This window comes from Anabaena sp. EIM26 (assembly GCF_057568715.1).
Genome location: NZ_CM172472.1, coordinates 2,557,371 through 2,573,653 on the forward strand (window position 1 = coordinate 2,557,371; position 16,283 = coordinate 2,573,653).

Here is a 16,283-nt window from a genome sequence, read left to right on the forward strand (position 1 = left end):
ATTGCTATCCATACATATTTGGGTAGTTATCCAGAACAATTCCGTATAATAGGTGGATATTAACGATATACTGAAAAGTTCTTAATATTATGACTAAAGTATCTGTAACGCTTTATTTGCTCTGTTGGTGTGATAGACGGAATGTTTCGTCTAATAAAATACAATAAATAGTTAGGCGGACTAAAACGACCCATCACAGAATTATTCGATAAGCGAAAATATGAAGCAATGGCCATTAACTAGTCGTAAGCTATGAATCAAGATCAATTTGAACAGCTTTTGTACGAAGAAGAAGGAAACACTCTTGACTTTAAGAAAGAGCAGTATTTGTTTTCAAAAGTAACCGATGAAGAAAAGTCAGAGTTACTTAAAGACATTTTAGGTTTTGCCAACGCTTGGCGTAGAACTACTGCATACATCCTTATAGGAGTAGAAGATATTCGAGGTGGTCGTGGAAAAATAATAGGCATTTCTCCGAATGACCATTTACAAGATCATGCACTTCAACAGTTTGTCAACAACTTAACTAATTATCCAGTTAATTTTCAATATGAAGCATTCTGTTTTGAAGGGAAGCAAATTGGTATCATAAATATTGAAGAACAAATAAGACCTATCTATTTGAAGCGTGATTACGGAAAGCTTAAAAAAATGAGGTTTATGTTCGCAGGGGAAGTTCTACTGATCCTACAAAGCCTGCATTGCCTGATGAGATCGCAACAATGAGAATAGGATCATCTCATGAAGATGCTTTACTCTCTGTTCAGTTCTGCGGTATAGAAACTGGAATGCCTATAGGTTATTCACTTGATTGGAAATCTGAGTATTACGAAATGCCATCGAAGTATTCAATTCCTGATTTGCCTAGTCCCAGGAATGAAGTCTGGCAATCTCACATACTCGATCAGGTTAATTCCAATTTTTATCGCGAACTAGCTGACCATGAGTATATTCGTCGGCTTTGTCAACCTGTGCGATTAGCTGTTAAAAACGCTGGCAAGGTTGTTGCCAAAAATGTGCGCGTTGAGCTGACAGTTCCCAACCAGGATGAAATCGTAGCCTTTGAAGAATCTGATTTGCCACCACGACCCAGCAAAAAAAGATTTGCAAACGCTGCATTTTTAAAAGGTATTCGATCCATTCATAAAAATCCTGGAGATGTCAGTATTGAAAATACTTTTGAAAGGAAGATAATTAAAATTGATTTTGGAGATATGCAACCTGGCAGACATATTTGTTCAGAGTCTTTCTACATTGGTAGTAAGATTAGCCAAGATATCTTATTATACGGTACGGCTTATGCTGATAATCTTACAATCCCTAAAGATTTAACACTTACAATTTCTATTTCTTCAAAAAGGACATCAATAACTTTTGAACAGTTGAAGTTGATGAATATTCGTTTTTTCTGAAACACATAACAAAAACCTGTCAAACACAAATAACCACAAAAATCTAATCCCAAACGCCCTAAATAGGATTCTAATTGCTCAATACCCTCAGTTTGTGGATCACCCTTTTTCTCTCGCCATAGCTTTAACTCGATACCTAAGGATATTTATCTATAAACATAGCAAATAAAAATACACTTTATCCCTTCAATTTAAATCATGACCTGTTGGTGGTGATAGATCCATGACTTCGGTAAACCGGGAATATTTCACCTCACTAGTTGGGGGAAACTGTGCGGAAACAGCCATTAAACCGACTTTGATATCTTCAAAGAAAATCACACCACCAATTCGTCGGCTTGCTTGGAATGGGCCATGGAAAAATTGATGTCGGGGAATATAGATGAGGAGAGAATTGGTAATTTTGACGTTTTGACCAAATAGTTGTTGACAGGTTTTTTTGACAACTGCGTCGATATATTGATTCTGGACACGTTCACCCAAGTTGATGAATTTGGGATGATCCGCAAAATGATCCATGTAATATGTCCAGATGTTAGACAAATCTTTTTCTTCAGTGAGGATTTGCTTGAGTTCCTGCCATCGTTTGAAATTCATAATAGGGTAGATTGGATTATTCGCGTACTAAAAATTTACCATAGTTATGCGATCGCGTTCGCGTAGCGTCTCGTAGAGAAGCGCGACCTAGGAATCGCTGAAGGCATCGCTAATCTAGATTTAGGGAAAAATTAGGTAACGCTTGAGAAAACCAAATAACTGTTAGCATAGAAAAATAAATGGATTTACTGCCTAATTTAAGGAAAAGCCAGGGAATCATTCAACCTATCCTTGCAAATCCCTACTATATAAGCAATTCCCCAATTTATTTCCATATAACTGCTGTGCGGCCATTGTCCTCCTAATAAAGCGTAGATTTCGACAGGTTTAGCAGAAATTGTAATCCCGATTTCATAGGATTTACCTGTGAAAGCAGCAAAGCGCCGACAAGCTTCATCATAGAAATGACTACGGCGATAATTTTTATTAGTTAAATCAATGGCAAACAAACCGTAAAAATAGCGAGGAATGCTTTGAATTGTTTCGACAATTTGACCTAAGTTTCTCGCCAAAATTGCATTACGAGGAACTTCTGTTCCCCAAGCTGTATCTAATGCCCAAGATGCAGAACTGAGGTGAGAACCACCACAAATCCCACAAATTCGGGGTGTAACAATTAATCCAGCTTGGGGATCTTTTCCGCGTAAAATAATTTCAAAGCCGCGAAAAAGTTCAGCGTGAGTCCAAGCGTTTGTGACATATCCATTATCAATTTCGACACGGACATCTAAATCCCCCTCGACTCTACCGACGGGGGAAATATCTAAGGTTTGAATTGGCATAATAATAGGGAATAGGGAATAGGGAATAGAGAATAGGGAACAGGTAAAGAAATTTATCTTCCAGTCCCATTACCTAAACAGTAAAAAAGTCTTCGTCTGCCCATTTTGGGGCTGCATTTTTTGCAACCACGGTGAGGACTGCGTAATCTTTATGGTTGACTCCGGGGGGTATTTCTTTGGGGACTCCCATGACGGTTTGAGTTTTGAAGACAGTTCCGGGTTTGAGGTCAAAAAATGGAAATTCGGGTTCTGTGCAACCTAAACAGGGCATTCCGGCGCGGGTTTTGGAGGAGACGCGGTTCCAGAGAATGCGGTTACAGGAGGAGTGAGTCATGGGGCCACGACAACCTAAGTCGTAGAATAAGCAGCCTTTACGTTGTCCAAATTCGGCGGTTGTGGCTTTGTAAGCAAAGTGGATGTTACGGGTACAACCTGTTTGGGTAAAGGTGTTGAAGAAGGTTTGGGGACGGTGAAGTTCATCGAGAACTATATCAGAAATGCGACCTGTGGCGATCGCTACTAATATCTGCGTTATCCAATCAGGATGTGCTGGACAACCAGGAATATTAATCACAGGTAAACCGGCTTGGCTGACGAAATCTTTACCTAAAAAACCCCCTTCTTCACGTTTGAGAAATTGTAGTCCTTTAGAGTCGCTGGGGTTGGGTGACATGGCTGGAATTCCACCCCAAGTTGCACAGTCTCCCACGGCAACAATAAATTTAGCAGTTTGGGCTAAATCTGTTAACCAATCTTTCATGGGACGGTCTGCAAATCTATTCCATTCACCTGTTCCATTAGGTGCATTAACTACGCTACCTTCAAATACCAAAATATCCAGAGGAGTTTTACCTAAAACACATTCCCAAAGCAGGGTTTGTAAGTTTGTGCCTAGTTCCACTCCCAAAGAAGGATGCCAAAGAATATTAATCCCAAAGTCAGCAATTAAATCACAAACTGTTGGTTCTTCAGCATTGAGAAATGACATGGTGTTACCTGAACAAGCACCACCTTGCAGCCAGAGTACGTTAGTCATTGGCTATGTATTTTACTATTGTTTACCATGAACAGTTCAAGAAATTAAAGAAGTTCAGGATGTACAGTTTTTTCATCTGCATCAACTTCTTTTGTGAAGAGATTTGTAGAGTTGGACTTGCTTATAAGTATTGATAACTTTCATTTTAGAGATTTTTTGATTAAATTCAATATGCTTAAATAAAAATTTATTTTACTAGAAAATAAAATGATTGTTATTTTTTTAAGTAATTGGATATAAAAAACAGATTTTTTGAGGAACTTATGCAATAAATTAAATAATTTATAGGGATAATAGTTGTCGTTTGATGATATAATCAAGGAAATTATATATAATTAAGTCTACAAAATATCCAATTCATCCCTAATTGGTAAACTAGTGATACCAAAAACAGTTAGGGAAACTTTAAATTAATTAAAACTCATATTAATCTTGGTAATTTCCCTCTAGAATTTTATCAATAGAGTACTTTATAGTGATGAAGATTGATTCGGGTAAATAAGGAAGCATACTTTGATATTTTTGGGTAAAAATACTCGTTAATTGAAATTTAAGCTTCTCTGTTTTCCACCTTTCTAATTCGTGAAAATGGTCTGAAATTGGGGAATCTGTTGACTCAAAACCTGCGTAAATCGGCTTAGTTTATAGCCCCGCATCTATGTGTGTGGGCGTTGATGACTCAATTCCCCAACTGGCTAAAGTACGCCGATTATGAACCCTAGTATTACAGATTCAGCCGTCAAAGCGGCTATTATAGCCATTGCTTCGGAATCAGCTACAGAAGAAGAAAAAATTCAAATGCTGATTGAAATGGCGCAAGGCTTCCAAAAAAAGCCGAAAACTGCCCAAGACTTGCGAAATGCAGTGGGTTTGTTTTATCGTGCCTATGATATGTGTGGTGACAACTATCCGCTGCTTAAAGCCCGCGCCCAAGTGGGAATGTCGGGGACTCTACAGATGATTCCTGATACGGGAACTGAACTGCTACAACAGGCGAAAATAGGCTATGAGGAGGCTTTGCCCATTTTACAACAGTTAGCTGCGCCGGTGGAAGTGGCAGAAGTGCAGATGAATTTGGGGTTAGTTTTACAGTCCCTAGTTCCCTATAATTTAGCACGGATAACCGACAGCATCCAAGCTTATCATGAGGCTTTGCGGGTGTTTACGTGGCAAGAATACCCACAAGAATACGCGATTTTATATAACAATATAGCGATCGCATATCTTTCTATGCCAATGGCATCAGAACGGGAATATCTGCGTCAAGGTCTTGCTGTCCAGTCCTTTGAAGTCGCCCTCAAGCATATTAACCTCATTGACCACCCCAGGGAATATGCAATGTTGCAAAACAACTTAGGTAATGCTTTGCAATATTTAGTGAGTTCTCATCCTGTAGAAAACAACTTGCGGGCTATTTCCGCTTACAACGAAGCCTTGAAAGTGCGTAACTTCAAAGATACACCCGTAGAATATGCTAACACAATTTCCAACAAAGCTAATGCTCTCTTCAACTTACCCGACAACCCGGAAAAGCCAGAATTAGGTAATCAGCAAAACCTCTTACAAGCACAAAACTATTATCAACAAGCTTGGCAAATATTTACAGAACATCAACAGCTAGAACAAGCAGAAATAATTGCTACAACCCTACAAGAAATAGCATCAGAAATACAAGCCACACTTGTAAACTAAAAGGATAGCAAACATGACAGACATGATCAACAATTTAGCCCTCAGAGACTTTTTACATAGTTTAAATACAGATATCAATCTGACTACCGCATTCGCTTGGTTAATCATTGCTGTCATCATCTCCATGATTGGTGGTGCTATTGGCGGCATGATTTTAGCTGGCAAAGATTTAGGATATAAATTTGCTGCTACTATTGGCAGTTTATTTGCACCTGCTGGCGTGATTCCTGTCCTCATTTTAGGATTATTAGTCCTGAATTTCTTAGCTAATTATTAGGAGAATTTATGTTAGAACTTAGCTGGTTTTCCATAAAACTATTTTTCAAAGGTAAACTATTACGTGACCCTGTAAATTTCCTAGGTCAAATTACAATTGCTAGTACCATAGGTACACTAATATTAGTCCTATTAGCACAAGCAGAAATTCCTCTATGTATACCTATAACTGTATCTAGCTTAATCACAGGTATAATTACCCCCTTCCTTCTCAAAGACTTCAAAATGAAATAAGTCTTTCCTGTAGGAAATTAAAAATGCCAACTTCAAAACTATCAATCCCTACAGATTTATTTATCTGTGGGATTGAATAATATAAAGATTATATTTCATTTCAAAGCCTCTCTCCCTGTGGAGGAGAGGTTTGGAGAGGGGTTATTCCATAATTTTTTACATTCTTAGTCGTTAATTACGCAAATTGAATATTATTACTCTTCAACTCTAAATAAAAATAACCAATGAATAAACTTGAAGAACTAGTAGAAGACATTAACCGCTTTGAGGCTATTATTGCCGAATGGGACGAAAGTAAAAGATGCGTAGCAGTAGGACTTCAAAGAGCAATTGAAGCCTTACATAAAGCAGCTTTAACAAATTTAATCAAAAGCCTAAAACAAAATAATATCTCAGGTTTACGCGATGCCGTATCTGATGAAATTGTATATGCAGTTTTGCTATATCACGAATTAGTAAAACCTCCACTTGTAGAACGAATTGAAACAGCCCTTGCAGAAGTACGTCCAGGTTTAAAAAGCCATGAAGGGGATGTAGAATTAGTAGCAATAAAACCACCAGATACCGTTGAAGTTAAGTTAATTGGTAATTGTAGTAGTTGCCCATCTTCAACCTTAACCTTAACCCAAGGAGTAGAACAAGCAATTAAAAAGCATTGTCCAGAAATTACAAAAGTAATTGCTGTTACTAGTAGTCCTAATGTAACTGAAAGTAATTTCAATAGTCCATTTCCCTTACCTACAGATTCTTATTGGGTGAGAGTTGCAACTATAGATCAAATTAATAAATCCAGTGTTTTCTCAGTTCGTATTGCTAATCAAGATGTAATTTTAAATCGTCAAGGTGAAAATATTACTTGTTATCGTAACTCTTGTAGTCACTTAGGTTATCCCTTAGATAAAGGAAAGGTAGAAAAAGGGATTATCACCTGTTCAGCACATGAATTTCAATATGATTTAAAAACAGGAAAATGTTTAACTACACCTGACATCTCTCTCCATTCATATCCAGTAAAAATTAAAGGTGATAAAGTTTATATCAAAGTACCAAACTCACACCAAAAATAAATTTTTATTTCTGTATTAAATAACAATACAGTTCAGGGAATAGAAAAATTGTAGGTTGGGTTAAGTGACACCGCAACCCAACAATGTCTTGATACTAAACCGTATTGTGTTAAATAGTCCTATCTTTTTTAAAATGATTATTAATGACTTCAAATCCCCAATTTCACTCCAAAATGCAGAAGTAATTTTAGGAAACATCACCACAGCAGAACAATTAGTAATTCCTCTTGCACCTACTCCAACAACAATGTTTGGACCCCGTGCAGCTTGTTTATTATCACCAACTGGTCCCTTATGGGTTTCAGATACAGGACATCATCGTTTATTAGGTTGGCAAAATTTACCCACGCAAGATCATCAACCTGCTGACTGGGTAATAGGACAACCTGACTTTTATCATGAAGGACAAAACGCCAAAGGTATACCAGGAAAAGCAACTTTTAGTGTTCCGACAATACTTTGTAAATGTGGTAATGGTTTAGCCGTTGCAGATGCTTGGAACCATCGTATTTTAATTTGGCATAATATCCCAGAAGATAGTAATGTTCCCGCAGATTTAGTATTAGGACAAGCTAATTTTATTGATAACGAACCCAACCGAGGAAGTCAACAACCTGGGGGTAATACTTTACATTGGCCTTACGGAGTTTTCTATCACCAAGGTCAGCTATTTGTAGCCGATACCGGAAATCGACGTTTATTAATTTGGAATAATTTACCTACAGAAAATGGTCAACCTGCGGATATAGTTTTGGGGCAACCAGACATGATATCTCGCAATGAAAATGGGGGTGGTTCTCCCACTGCTTCTAGTATGCGCTGGTGTCATGATATCACCCTTTGGGAAGATAATTTAGTTGTCACTGATGCAGGTAATAACCGGGTGATGATTTGGGAAGGAATACCAACAGAAAATAATGCCCCTTGTGCGGTGGTTTTAGGACAAAAAAATTTCAATTCTGTGGAGTTGAATCAAGGGGTATATTTCCCTAGTGGTAGTAGTTTAAGTATGCCCTATGGGGTAGATGTAGCAGGAGATTGGTTAATAGTTGCAGATACGGCTAATTCTCGTTTGCTAGGATGGAAGAAACTAGAATCTATTTTATTATTACAGGGTGCTGTTGCTGATTTGGTGATTGGACAAGATAGTTTTATTAGTAAAAGCGAAAATCGTAATTTTGGACTACCCACAAGACAAAGTTTAAATTGGTGTTATGGAATTAAAGTTTGTGGTGAAATGGCGGTAATTTCTGATTCTGGGAATAATCGCGTTTTGATTTGGAGGTTTTGATTATCTCACGCAAAGGCGCAAAGGCGCAAAGGAAGAAAGATGCCTATTGAGGAAATTAGAGTTTGTGGTACTGTGCAAGGTGTGGGTTTTCGTCCTACGGTTTATCGTTTGGCTAAGGTTTGTGGGTTAAAGGGTGATGTTTGTAATGATGGTGAAGGTGTTTTAATTCGTGTTTCTGGTAGTGAGGAAGAAATAACGGAATTTCTGGAAAAGCTATATCAAGAATGTCCTCCTTTGGCAAGAATTAAGAAGGTGATTAGAAGTCCTTATTTAGGTGAATTTCATTTTGACGACTTTGTGATTTCTGGTAGTGTTAATAGTTTGGTGAAAACTGAAATTTCTCCTGACGCTGCAACTTGTTTTCAATGTCAAAAGGAGATTTTTGATCCTTTTAGTCGTTATTTCCGTTATCCTTTTACAAATTGTACCCATTGTGGTCCTCGGTTGAGTATTATTCGCGCTATTCCTTACGATAGAAATAACACTAGTATGGTGAAGTTTCCGATGTGTGGAGAGTGTGAAAAAGAATATCAAAATGTGGAAAATCGTCGTTTTCATGCCCAACCTATAGCCTGTCATGTTTGTGGACCTCGTGCATGGTTAGAAAGGGCTGACGGGAAACCTATCATTTCTGATATGTTCTCTATGTTAGATGATGTAGATGCTGTTTGCACTTTATTACAAAAGGGTGAAATTGTCGCTATTAAGGGTTTAGGTGGGTTTCATGTAGCTTGTGATGCAACTTTAGAAAATGCAGTTATAAAACTTAGAAACCGTAAGCAACGTTATCATAAACCTTTTGCTTTAATGGCGAGAGATATTAATATTATTTCCGAATATTGTTATATTAATGATTTAGAACAAGAATTATTAACAAGTCCATCTGCACCTATTGTTTTACTAAATATTAAAGATGATCAAAAGTTACCATTTTCTATAGCACCAGGACAAAATCAGCTTGGGTTTATGCTGCCTTATACTCCTTTGCATCATTTAATTCTCAGAAGAATGAAAGTACCAATAGTCTTAACTAGTGGAAATATTTCTGATGAACCGCAATGTATAAATAATGAAGATGCAAAAGATAAATTATCTAAAATAGCTGATTATTTTATTTTACATAATCGAGATATTGTTAACAGAGTCGATGATTCTGTTGTGAGAGTTATTGATAATAAAATCCAAACCCTAAGACGTGCGAGGGGATATGCACCAGCAGCAATTATTTTACCACCGGGATTTGAGAAAGTACCACCAATTTTAGCAATGGGTAGCGAGTTGAAAAATACCTTTTGCTTATTGCGATCAAATGAAGCCATACTTTCACAGCATTTAGGTGATTTAGAAAACGCTGCTGCTTTTAATGCTTATCAAGAAACATTGAATTTATATTTAAACTTATTTGCACATAAACCAGAAATAATTGCTATTGATAAACATCCAGAATACCTATCTGCAAAATTAGGTCAAGAACTAGCAACAACTAACCAAATCCCACTAGATCAAATTCAACATCATCATGCCCATATAGCAGCTTGTATGGCAGAAAATAATATTCCTTTAGATTCAAAACCAGTTTTAGGAATAGCATTTGATGGCTTAGGGTATGGTGAAGATGCTACACTTTGGGGAGGAGAATTTTTATTAGCAGATTATCGCCAATTTGAACGCCTAGCCACATTTAAATCAGTAGCAATGATTGGTGGAAAACAAGCAATTTATCAACCTTGGCGTAACACTTATAGCCAATTGATATCAGCACTTACTTGGGAAGAAATAAAACAAAAATATGGGAATTTAGAAATAATAAAATTTCTAGAAAATAAAAACCCTAAACTACTTAACCAAATTATAGAAAAAGGTATTAACTCACCTTTGACATCATCAGTAGGGAGACTATTCGACGCAGTTGCAGCCGCAGTAGGTATTTGTCGAGCAGAATCTAGCTATGAAGGACAAGCAGCCATAGAAATGGAAGCAATAGCTGATGTTAACATATTAAACAATGATGAAGAAACTCTAAACTATACCTTTAAATTTGAAAAATCAGATAATATCTATTATATAGATACATCTTCAACATGGCGAGAAATACTCAATGATATAAACCAGCACATCTCCTCATCAGAAATAGCCGCTAAATTTCATCAAAGTTTAGCTATTTCAGTGGTAACAATAGTTAAAAAAATTAGACAAGAACATGAATTTAACCAAGTAGCATTAACAGGGGGAGTATTTCAAAATCGAATTTTATTAAAACAGGTAAAAATGCAATTAGAAAAATTAGAAATAAACGTCCTCACTCATAGCATAGTACCTGCAAATGACGGCGGATTATCACTAGGACAAGCTGTTATAGCTGCTGCTAAATACTTAAAACAAGTAACATAAAAACCTCTGTTGTTTCTGCGCCTCTGCGTGAGATAAATCTTCAAACAAGGAAAATCAAAATGTGTTTAGGAATACCCGGACAAATAACAGAAATAAGCAACCCCGAACATAAACTAGCCATAGTCAATATCGGAGGAGTAAAACGCCAAATAAACATAGCTTGTATCGTAGACGAACAACACCCACCAGAAGCTTGTATAGGAGATTGGGTATTAGTTCACGTTGGTTTTGCTATGAACCGAATCAATGAACAAGAAGCCGCAGAAACATTACAATTATTGCAAGAAATAGCTCAATCTTATACTTAAAATCTTCTCTTACTTTGCGGGAGAAATAAAAATATGAAATATGTAGATGAATTTCGCAACCCAGAAAAAGCCCAAGCCTTACAACAAGAAATAGTCAAACTCAGTCAAAAAATAGATAAACACATCAAAATAATGGAAGTATGTGGTGGACATACCCATTCTATTTTTAAATACGGAATAGAAGAAATATTACCCAATAACATCGAACTCATTCATGGGCCTGGGTGTCCAGTCTGCGTTATGCCTAAAGGTAGAATAGATGATGCGATCGCACTTAGCCAAAATCCTCACATTATTTTCACAACCTTTGGCGATGCCATGCGCGTTCCTGGTTCAACCACCAGCCTGCTACAAGCCAAAGCACAGGGTGCCGACATCCGCATGGTGTACTCCCCCCTAGACAGCCTCAAAATCGCCCAAGAAAACCCAAATAAAGAGATAGTCTTCTTCGGCTTAGGCTTTGAAACCACCGCACCAAGTACTGCTTTCACCATTCTCCAAGCAGCAGCCGAAAACATAACTAATTTTAGTATGTTTTCCAATCATGTTCTCGTTATCCCAGCCCTGCAAGCATTATTAGATAACCCCGACTTACAACTTGATGGTTTTGTCGGACCTGGTCATGTCAGTATGGTAATAGGTACTGAACCTTATGAATTTATCTCCCAAAAATATCATAAACCAATCGTCATATCTGGTTTTGAACCATTAGATATATTCCAATCAATTTGGATGCTATTAAAACAGATCTCAGAAAATCGTTGTCAAGTTGAAAATCAATATAATCGCTTAGTAGAACCAGCCGGAAACCAAAACGCATTACAAGCCATGAATCAAGTTTTTGCCGTCCGCGAAACCTTTGAATGGAGAGGCTTAGGTGAAATACCCAATTCTGGTTTTAAAATTAAAGATGAATACTCCCAATTTGATGCTGAAATTAAATTTACCATTCCCAACTTAAAAATAGCAGACCATAAAGCTTGTCAATGTGGAGAAATTCTCAAAGGAGTTTTAAAACCTTGGCAATGTAAAGTATTCGGAACAGCTTGCACACCCGAAACACCAATTGGAACCTGCATGGTTTCTTCAGAAGGTGCTTGTGCAGCATACTATAAATATGGGCGACTTTCTACCATTGCTAGAAAAACAAAAGTTAACTTCACTCAAGAACCTCTCCCCACTTGTGGTGTTCCTCTGGGCTAGATAATTTGTAACATTCGAGGAAAGTTTATATGCCATTTGTTACTGTCCAAATTGGTAAAGGTCACTCGATAGAAAAGAAGCGGAAATTAGTCCAAGCTGTGACTGATGCTTTAGTTTCTGCCTTAGGAACTAAACCTGAATGGATAACTATTCATATTGATGAATTTGAACGAGATAATTGGGCAGTTGGTGGAGTTTTGCATTCAGATAAACACATTGGTAGACACGAAGAAACAGGTAGATAATTTGTAGATAATTTGTAGGGTGCGTTAGCGGTAGCGTAACGCACCAATCAATAACTAAAACTAAAGACAAAAAAAATTAAAGTACTCAAAAATATTTTTGAGTCGCCATTAAAAATTAAGTTAAATATGGAAATTTACAATAATCAAGAATCTCAAAATCCACTCTTTCAAAAAATTGAACAAGTTCGCCGTCGTCAAGCTAAAGTCAGAGATACTCATATTAATCTCGCACATGGTAGTGGTGGTAAAGCCATGCGTGATTTAATAGATGATATTTTTGTTAAAAGCTTTAATAATCCCATTCTTTCCCAATTAGAAGACCAAGCTACCTTTAATTTAGCCAATCTTTTACAACATGGAGATAGACTGGCATTTACTACAGACTCTTATGTTGTAGATCCCTTATTTTTTCCTGGTTCTGACATAGGAGAATTAGCAATCAATGGCACTATTAATGATTTAGCCGTAAGTGGGGCAAAACCTTTATATCTTACCTGTAGCGTCATATTAGAAGAAGGTTTACCAGTAGAAACATTGCGTCGTGTAGCTACTAGTATGCAAACAGCAGCGCAAAAAGCAGGAGTACAAATAGTCACAGGTGACACAAAAGTTGTTAATCGTGGTTGTGCCGATAAACTATTTATTAACACCACCGGAATTGGTATCATTCCCACAGGTATTGATATTTCTGCCCGCAATATTCAACCAGGAGATATCGTTATTGTTAACGGTGAAATAGGAAATCATGGCACAGCAATTTTAATTGCTAGAGGAGAATTAGCATTAGATTGTGATATAAAAAGTGACTGTCAACCATTACATGATTTAGTCGCCACTATTCTCAACATTTGCCCAAATATTCACGCCATGAGAGATGCGACCAGAGGAGGTTTAGCCACAGTATTAAATGAATTTGCCCTCACAGCAAACGTCGGAATTCGCCTGAATGAAAACTCCATACCCATTAGGGAAGAAGTAAATGGAGTGTGTGAAATACTTGGTTTAGATCCCTTATATTTAGCCAACGAAGGAAAACTAGTAATAGTAGTACCCCAAGAAAAAGCAGACACAATTTTATCAACAATGAAAACACACCCAGCCGGAAAACAAGCAGCTATAATTGGTGAAATTATCCCCACACCACCCGGAATAGTTCTATTAAAAACCGCCTTTGGTGCAGAAAGAATAGTTGATATGCTAGTAGGCGACCAACTCCCAAGAATCTGTTAAAAATAGCTCATTTTTATTTTCTCTGCGCCCTCTGCGTCTCTGCAAGAGATAAAATCATAAACCTATGCACGAACTAGGAATAACTCAAAACATCATCGCCATAGTTAGAGAAAACGCCCAAGGTAAAAAAGTCCAAAGAGTATTATTAGAAATTGGTCAACTCTCCGCAATCATGCCAGATGCGATTAAATTTTGTTTTGATATTTGTGCTAAAGATACAATAGTAGAAGGTGCAATATTAGAAATATTAGAAATACCGGGTACAGCTAAATGTCGCCAATGCGGTAAAACTTTTTATGTAGATAAACCATTTGGAATCTGTGAATGTGGTAGTCTACAAATAGAGATAATAAATGGTGAAGAATTAAAAATTAAAGAAATTGAAGTGGAAGAATTATGTGTGTAACTTGTGGCTGTTCTGATGACCAAGAAGCAAAAATTACTAATTTAGAACCTGAACATCATACCCATACCCTAGCAGATGGAACTGTAATAACTCATACACATCACCATGAACAACCTGCAAATATTCATGCCCAAGTTCATAATACAACAATATCTTTAGAACAAGAAATTTTAGGTAAAAATAACTTATTAGCTGCCCAAAATCGCGGTTGGTTTAAAGGTAGAAATATTCTCGCTTTAAATTTAATGAGTTCTCCAGGTGCGGGAAAAACTACTTTATTAACTCGCACCATTAATGATTTAAAAGATAAATTAACCATTAGTGTCATTGAAGGCGACCAAGAAACAACAAATGATGCTGAAAAAATCAAATCAACAGGCTGTAAAGTTGTGCAAATCAACACAGGAACAGGCTGTCATTTAGATGCATCAATGATAGACAGGGGTTTGCAACAACTCAATCCACCATTAGACTCTGTAGTGATGATTGAAAATGTCGGAAATTTGGTTTGTCCGGCTTTATTTGATTTAGGAGAACAGGCTAAGGTTGTAATTTTATCGGTGACGGAAGGTGAGGATAAACCAATTAAATATCCCCATATGTTCCGCGCTAGTGAAGTCATGATTCTCACGAAAATTGATTTGTTGCCTTATGTAAATTTTGATGTACAACGCTGCATTGAATATGCAAAACAGGTAAATCCGCAAATGCAGATTTTCCAGCTTTCCGCTACTACTGGTGTGGGTTTGGAAGATTGGTATAATTACCTCACACAATATTAATTTAATTTATATTTAACTAATCCTGGCAGTTTTTAAAAGCTGCCAGTTTTGTGTTAAATCTTAGTTACAAAACTTCATTATGTAGCTTGCTTGCGCGTAGCGGTATTACTAATTATTTTCATGTTTCTGGAAAAGCCTATTGAGCCTTTGTAGAATAAATTACAGAAACATCAAGAGATAAGGAGTAGAAATTCTACGTCTATCTTGTTGGCATCAAAAAAGTTTTTGAGCATTTTAAAATCTGTATTAATAAAATCAAATCTAGTTTTTATGAATCTAAAAATTCTCTTTTTTTCTGTAAAAACCTGTACTTTAGCTATTTTAACAGCAGTCTTGATGATTTCTAGCTTGCCCACTAAAAGTAGCGCCCAGTTACAGAAAGGGTTACAAGTAAGCATCAAGTTTCCACCAGCAGAAGATTTGGGAGCGCCTTCACGGACTACAGGTGCAGGTGCGCGGGGAGCTTGTACTGATCCAAATCTTAATAAAGATACTACTGGGCTGACTGCTGTGACACCTAGTAATAATGTATTGACAACAGTCTCTTCTCATCCGATAGTTTATATCTATGTTCCTAAATCTATTAATAAACAAGGTATATTTTTACTTTTTGATTCACAAAGTCAGCCAGAAGAAAAAGTTGTTTATCAGACATCCTTTCCATTGGTGAATACTCCGGGAATTATTAAAGTTAGTATCCCTGAAACTATCAATTTAGAAGTAAATAATCGTTATCGCTGGCAAATGCTGATAATTTGTAATCCGGACGATAGAGACTTAGATAAAAACATTAATGGTTGGATTAAAGTCATTCCTCTTAGTTCGGAACAAAAGGCTAAAATACAGCAGGTAAAAGAAGATTCTATAGAACAGGCGCGATTATATACGGAATATGGAATTTGGAATGAAACTCTGATTATTTTGGATAATTTGCGTGGTCGTAATTCCCAAGCACAGTCAGAATGGGTAGAAATTTTAAATTCAGTTCAGTTAGAGAAGCTGGTTCAAATGCCTGTTATTTCTTGTTGTCAATTTTCTTCCTATTCCTCTAAATCTGAATCTGAAAATTAGTTAGTGATGTCTAAAATTGTAAAGCAAATTATTAAATTGTAAAATCTATTCAAAGTTAATTCTTAAATATTCACAATCAATGCGATAACTAACTATCTACGTTGGCAGTGGTATATAGCATTGATATCTATGGCAGACTTTTAAATCAACCTGCCATTATTGGTAAATTTATCTTCAATTGGTATTCAATATTCAAATCTCCAGCAGAAGCTGGTATAATTTTTAAAGCTGTTTCTTAATCAATTAGAGCCAATAGCTAA

At 36.7% G+C, this 16,283-nt stretch carries 18 protein-coding genes and 1 pseudogene; 16 read left to right on the forward strand and 3 right to left on the reverse strand.

Going from position 1 to position 16,283, the window contains the following annotated elements; all coding sequences use genetic code 11:
- Positions 1-252 precede the first annotated feature (252 nt).
- Both AC012T_RS11100 and AC012T_RS11105 read left to right on the forward strand, forming a co-directional pair.
- A complete protein-coding gene (locus AC012T_RS11100; protein WP_487065673.1) occupies positions 253-726 on the forward strand; it encodes an AlbA family DNA-binding domain-containing protein in 474 nt (157 codons plus the stop codon).
- Positions 723-1,412, forward strand: coding sequence for a hypothetical protein (locus tag AC012T_RS11105; protein ID WP_487065675.1), 690 nt, complete (start codon positions 723-725; stop codon positions 1,410-1,412). The genes AC012T_RS11100 and AC012T_RS11105 overlap by 4 nt, the downstream gene beginning before the upstream one ends.
- 186 nt (positions 1,413-1,598) lie before the next feature.
- Here AC012T_RS11105 and AC012T_RS11110 read toward each other — a convergent pair whose 3' ends face one another.
- From AC012T_RS11110 to AC012T_RS11120, 3 genes and pseudogenes are all read right to left on the reverse strand, one after another.
- On the reverse strand, positions 1,599-2,009 hold the full coding sequence (locus AC012T_RS11110; RefSeq protein ID WP_487065677.1) for a hypothetical protein: 411 nt from the start codon (positions 2,007-2,009) through the stop codon (positions 1,599-1,601).
- Between the two features lie 272 nt (positions 2,010-2,281).
- Positions 2,282-2,791: pseudogene (locus tag AC012T_RS11115) on the reverse strand (nickel-dependent hydrogenase large subunit); the annotation flags it as partial.
- Positions 2,792-2,864: 73 nt separating this feature from the next.
- Complete coding sequence (locus AC012T_RS11120; protein WP_487065679.1) at positions 2,865-3,827, reverse strand: NADH-quinone oxidoreductase subunit B family protein; 963 nt, start codon at positions 3,825-3,827, stop codon at positions 2,865-2,867.
- A 711-nt stretch (positions 3,828-4,538) separates the two neighbouring features.
- Between AC012T_RS11120 and AC012T_RS11125 the strand changes: the two genes are divergently transcribed.
- The 14 genes from AC012T_RS11125 (at position 4,539) to AC012T_RS11190 (ending at position 16,262) form a co-directional block, all read left to right on the forward strand.
- A complete protein-coding gene (locus AC012T_RS11125; protein ID WP_487065681.1) occupies positions 4,539-5,519 on the forward strand; it encodes a hypothetical protein in 981 nt (326 codons plus the stop codon).
- Positions 5,520-5,532: 13 nt separating this feature from the next.
- Entirely contained in the window at positions 5,533-5,796 is a 264-nt protein-coding gene (locus AC012T_RS11130) for an asr0689 family protein (RefSeq protein WP_487065683.1), read from the forward strand.
- An 8-nt stretch (positions 5,797-5,804) separates the two neighbouring features.
- Entirely contained in the window at positions 5,805-6,029 is a 225-nt protein-coding gene (locus AC012T_RS11135) for a hypothetical protein (protein WP_487065685.1), read from the forward strand.
- Between the two features lie 224 nt (positions 6,030-6,253).
- A complete protein-coding gene (locus AC012T_RS11140) occupies positions 6,254-7,096 on the forward strand; it encodes a NifU family protein (protein ID WP_487065687.1) in 843 nt (280 codons plus the stop codon).
- A gap of 133 nt (positions 7,097-7,229) precedes the next feature.
- The gene (locus AC012T_RS11145; RefSeq protein WP_487065689.1) at positions 7,230-8,387 is read left to right on the forward strand and encodes an NHL repeat-containing protein; all 1,158 of its coding nucleotides are present in this window, start codon (positions 7,230-7,232) and stop codon (positions 8,385-8,387) included.
- Between the two features lie 39 nt (positions 8,388-8,426).
- Positions 8,427-10,778 carry a carbamoyltransferase HypF gene (hypF, locus tag AC012T_RS11150; protein ID WP_487065691.1) on the forward strand — a complete coding sequence of 784 codons (2,352 nt, stop codon included), beginning with the start codon at positions 8,427-8,429 and terminating at the stop codon, positions 10,776-10,778.
- 59 nt (positions 10,779-10,837) lie between these two features.
- Positions 10,838-11,086 (forward strand): HypC/HybG/HupF family hydrogenase formation chaperone, encoded by a 249-nt coding sequence (locus AC012T_RS11155; protein ID WP_487065693.1) that lies wholly within the window; start codon positions 10,838-10,840, stop codon positions 11,084-11,086.
- 33 nt (positions 11,087-11,119) lie between these two features.
- The gene (gene hypD / locus AC012T_RS11160) at positions 11,120-12,289 is read left to right on the forward strand and encodes a hydrogenase formation protein HypD (RefSeq protein ID WP_487065695.1); all 1,170 of its coding nucleotides are present in this window, start codon (positions 11,120-11,122) and stop codon (positions 12,287-12,289) included.
- Positions 12,290-12,318: 29 nt separating this feature from the next.
- Positions 12,319-12,534 (forward strand): tautomerase family protein, encoded by a 216-nt coding sequence (locus tag AC012T_RS11165; RefSeq protein ID WP_487065697.1) that lies wholly within the window; start codon positions 12,319-12,321, stop codon positions 12,532-12,534.
- Positions 12,535-12,660: 126 nt separating this feature from the next.
- Positions 12,661-13,764: a hydrogenase expression/formation protein HypE gene (gene hypE / locus AC012T_RS11170; RefSeq protein ID WP_487065699.1), complete on the forward strand. Its 1,104-nt coding sequence runs from the start codon at positions 12,661-12,663 to the stop codon at positions 13,762-13,764.
- A gap of 64 nt (positions 13,765-13,828) precedes the next feature.
- Positions 13,829-14,170 carry a hydrogenase maturation nickel metallochaperone HypA gene (gene hypA / locus AC012T_RS11175; protein WP_487065701.1) on the forward strand — a complete coding sequence of 114 codons (342 nt, stop codon included), beginning with the start codon at positions 13,829-13,831 and terminating at the stop codon, positions 14,168-14,170.
- Positions 14,161-14,952 (forward strand): hydrogenase nickel incorporation protein HypB, encoded by a 792-nt coding sequence (gene hypB, locus AC012T_RS11180; RefSeq protein ID WP_487065703.1) that lies wholly within the window; start codon positions 14,161-14,163, stop codon positions 14,950-14,952. The genes hypA and hypB overlap by 10 nt, the downstream gene beginning before the upstream one ends.
- 270 nt (positions 14,953-15,222) lie before the next feature.
- Positions 15,223-16,023: a DUF928 domain-containing protein gene (locus AC012T_RS11185; RefSeq protein WP_487065705.1), complete on the forward strand. Its 801-nt coding sequence runs from the start codon at positions 15,223-15,225 to the stop codon at positions 16,021-16,023.
- A gap of 107 nt (positions 16,024-16,130) precedes the next feature.
- On the forward strand, positions 16,131-16,262 hold the full coding sequence (locus tag AC012T_RS11190; protein ID WP_487065707.1) for a hypothetical protein: 132 nt from the start codon (positions 16,131-16,133) through the stop codon (positions 16,260-16,262).
- Positions 16,263-16,283: the final 21 nt, after the last annotated feature.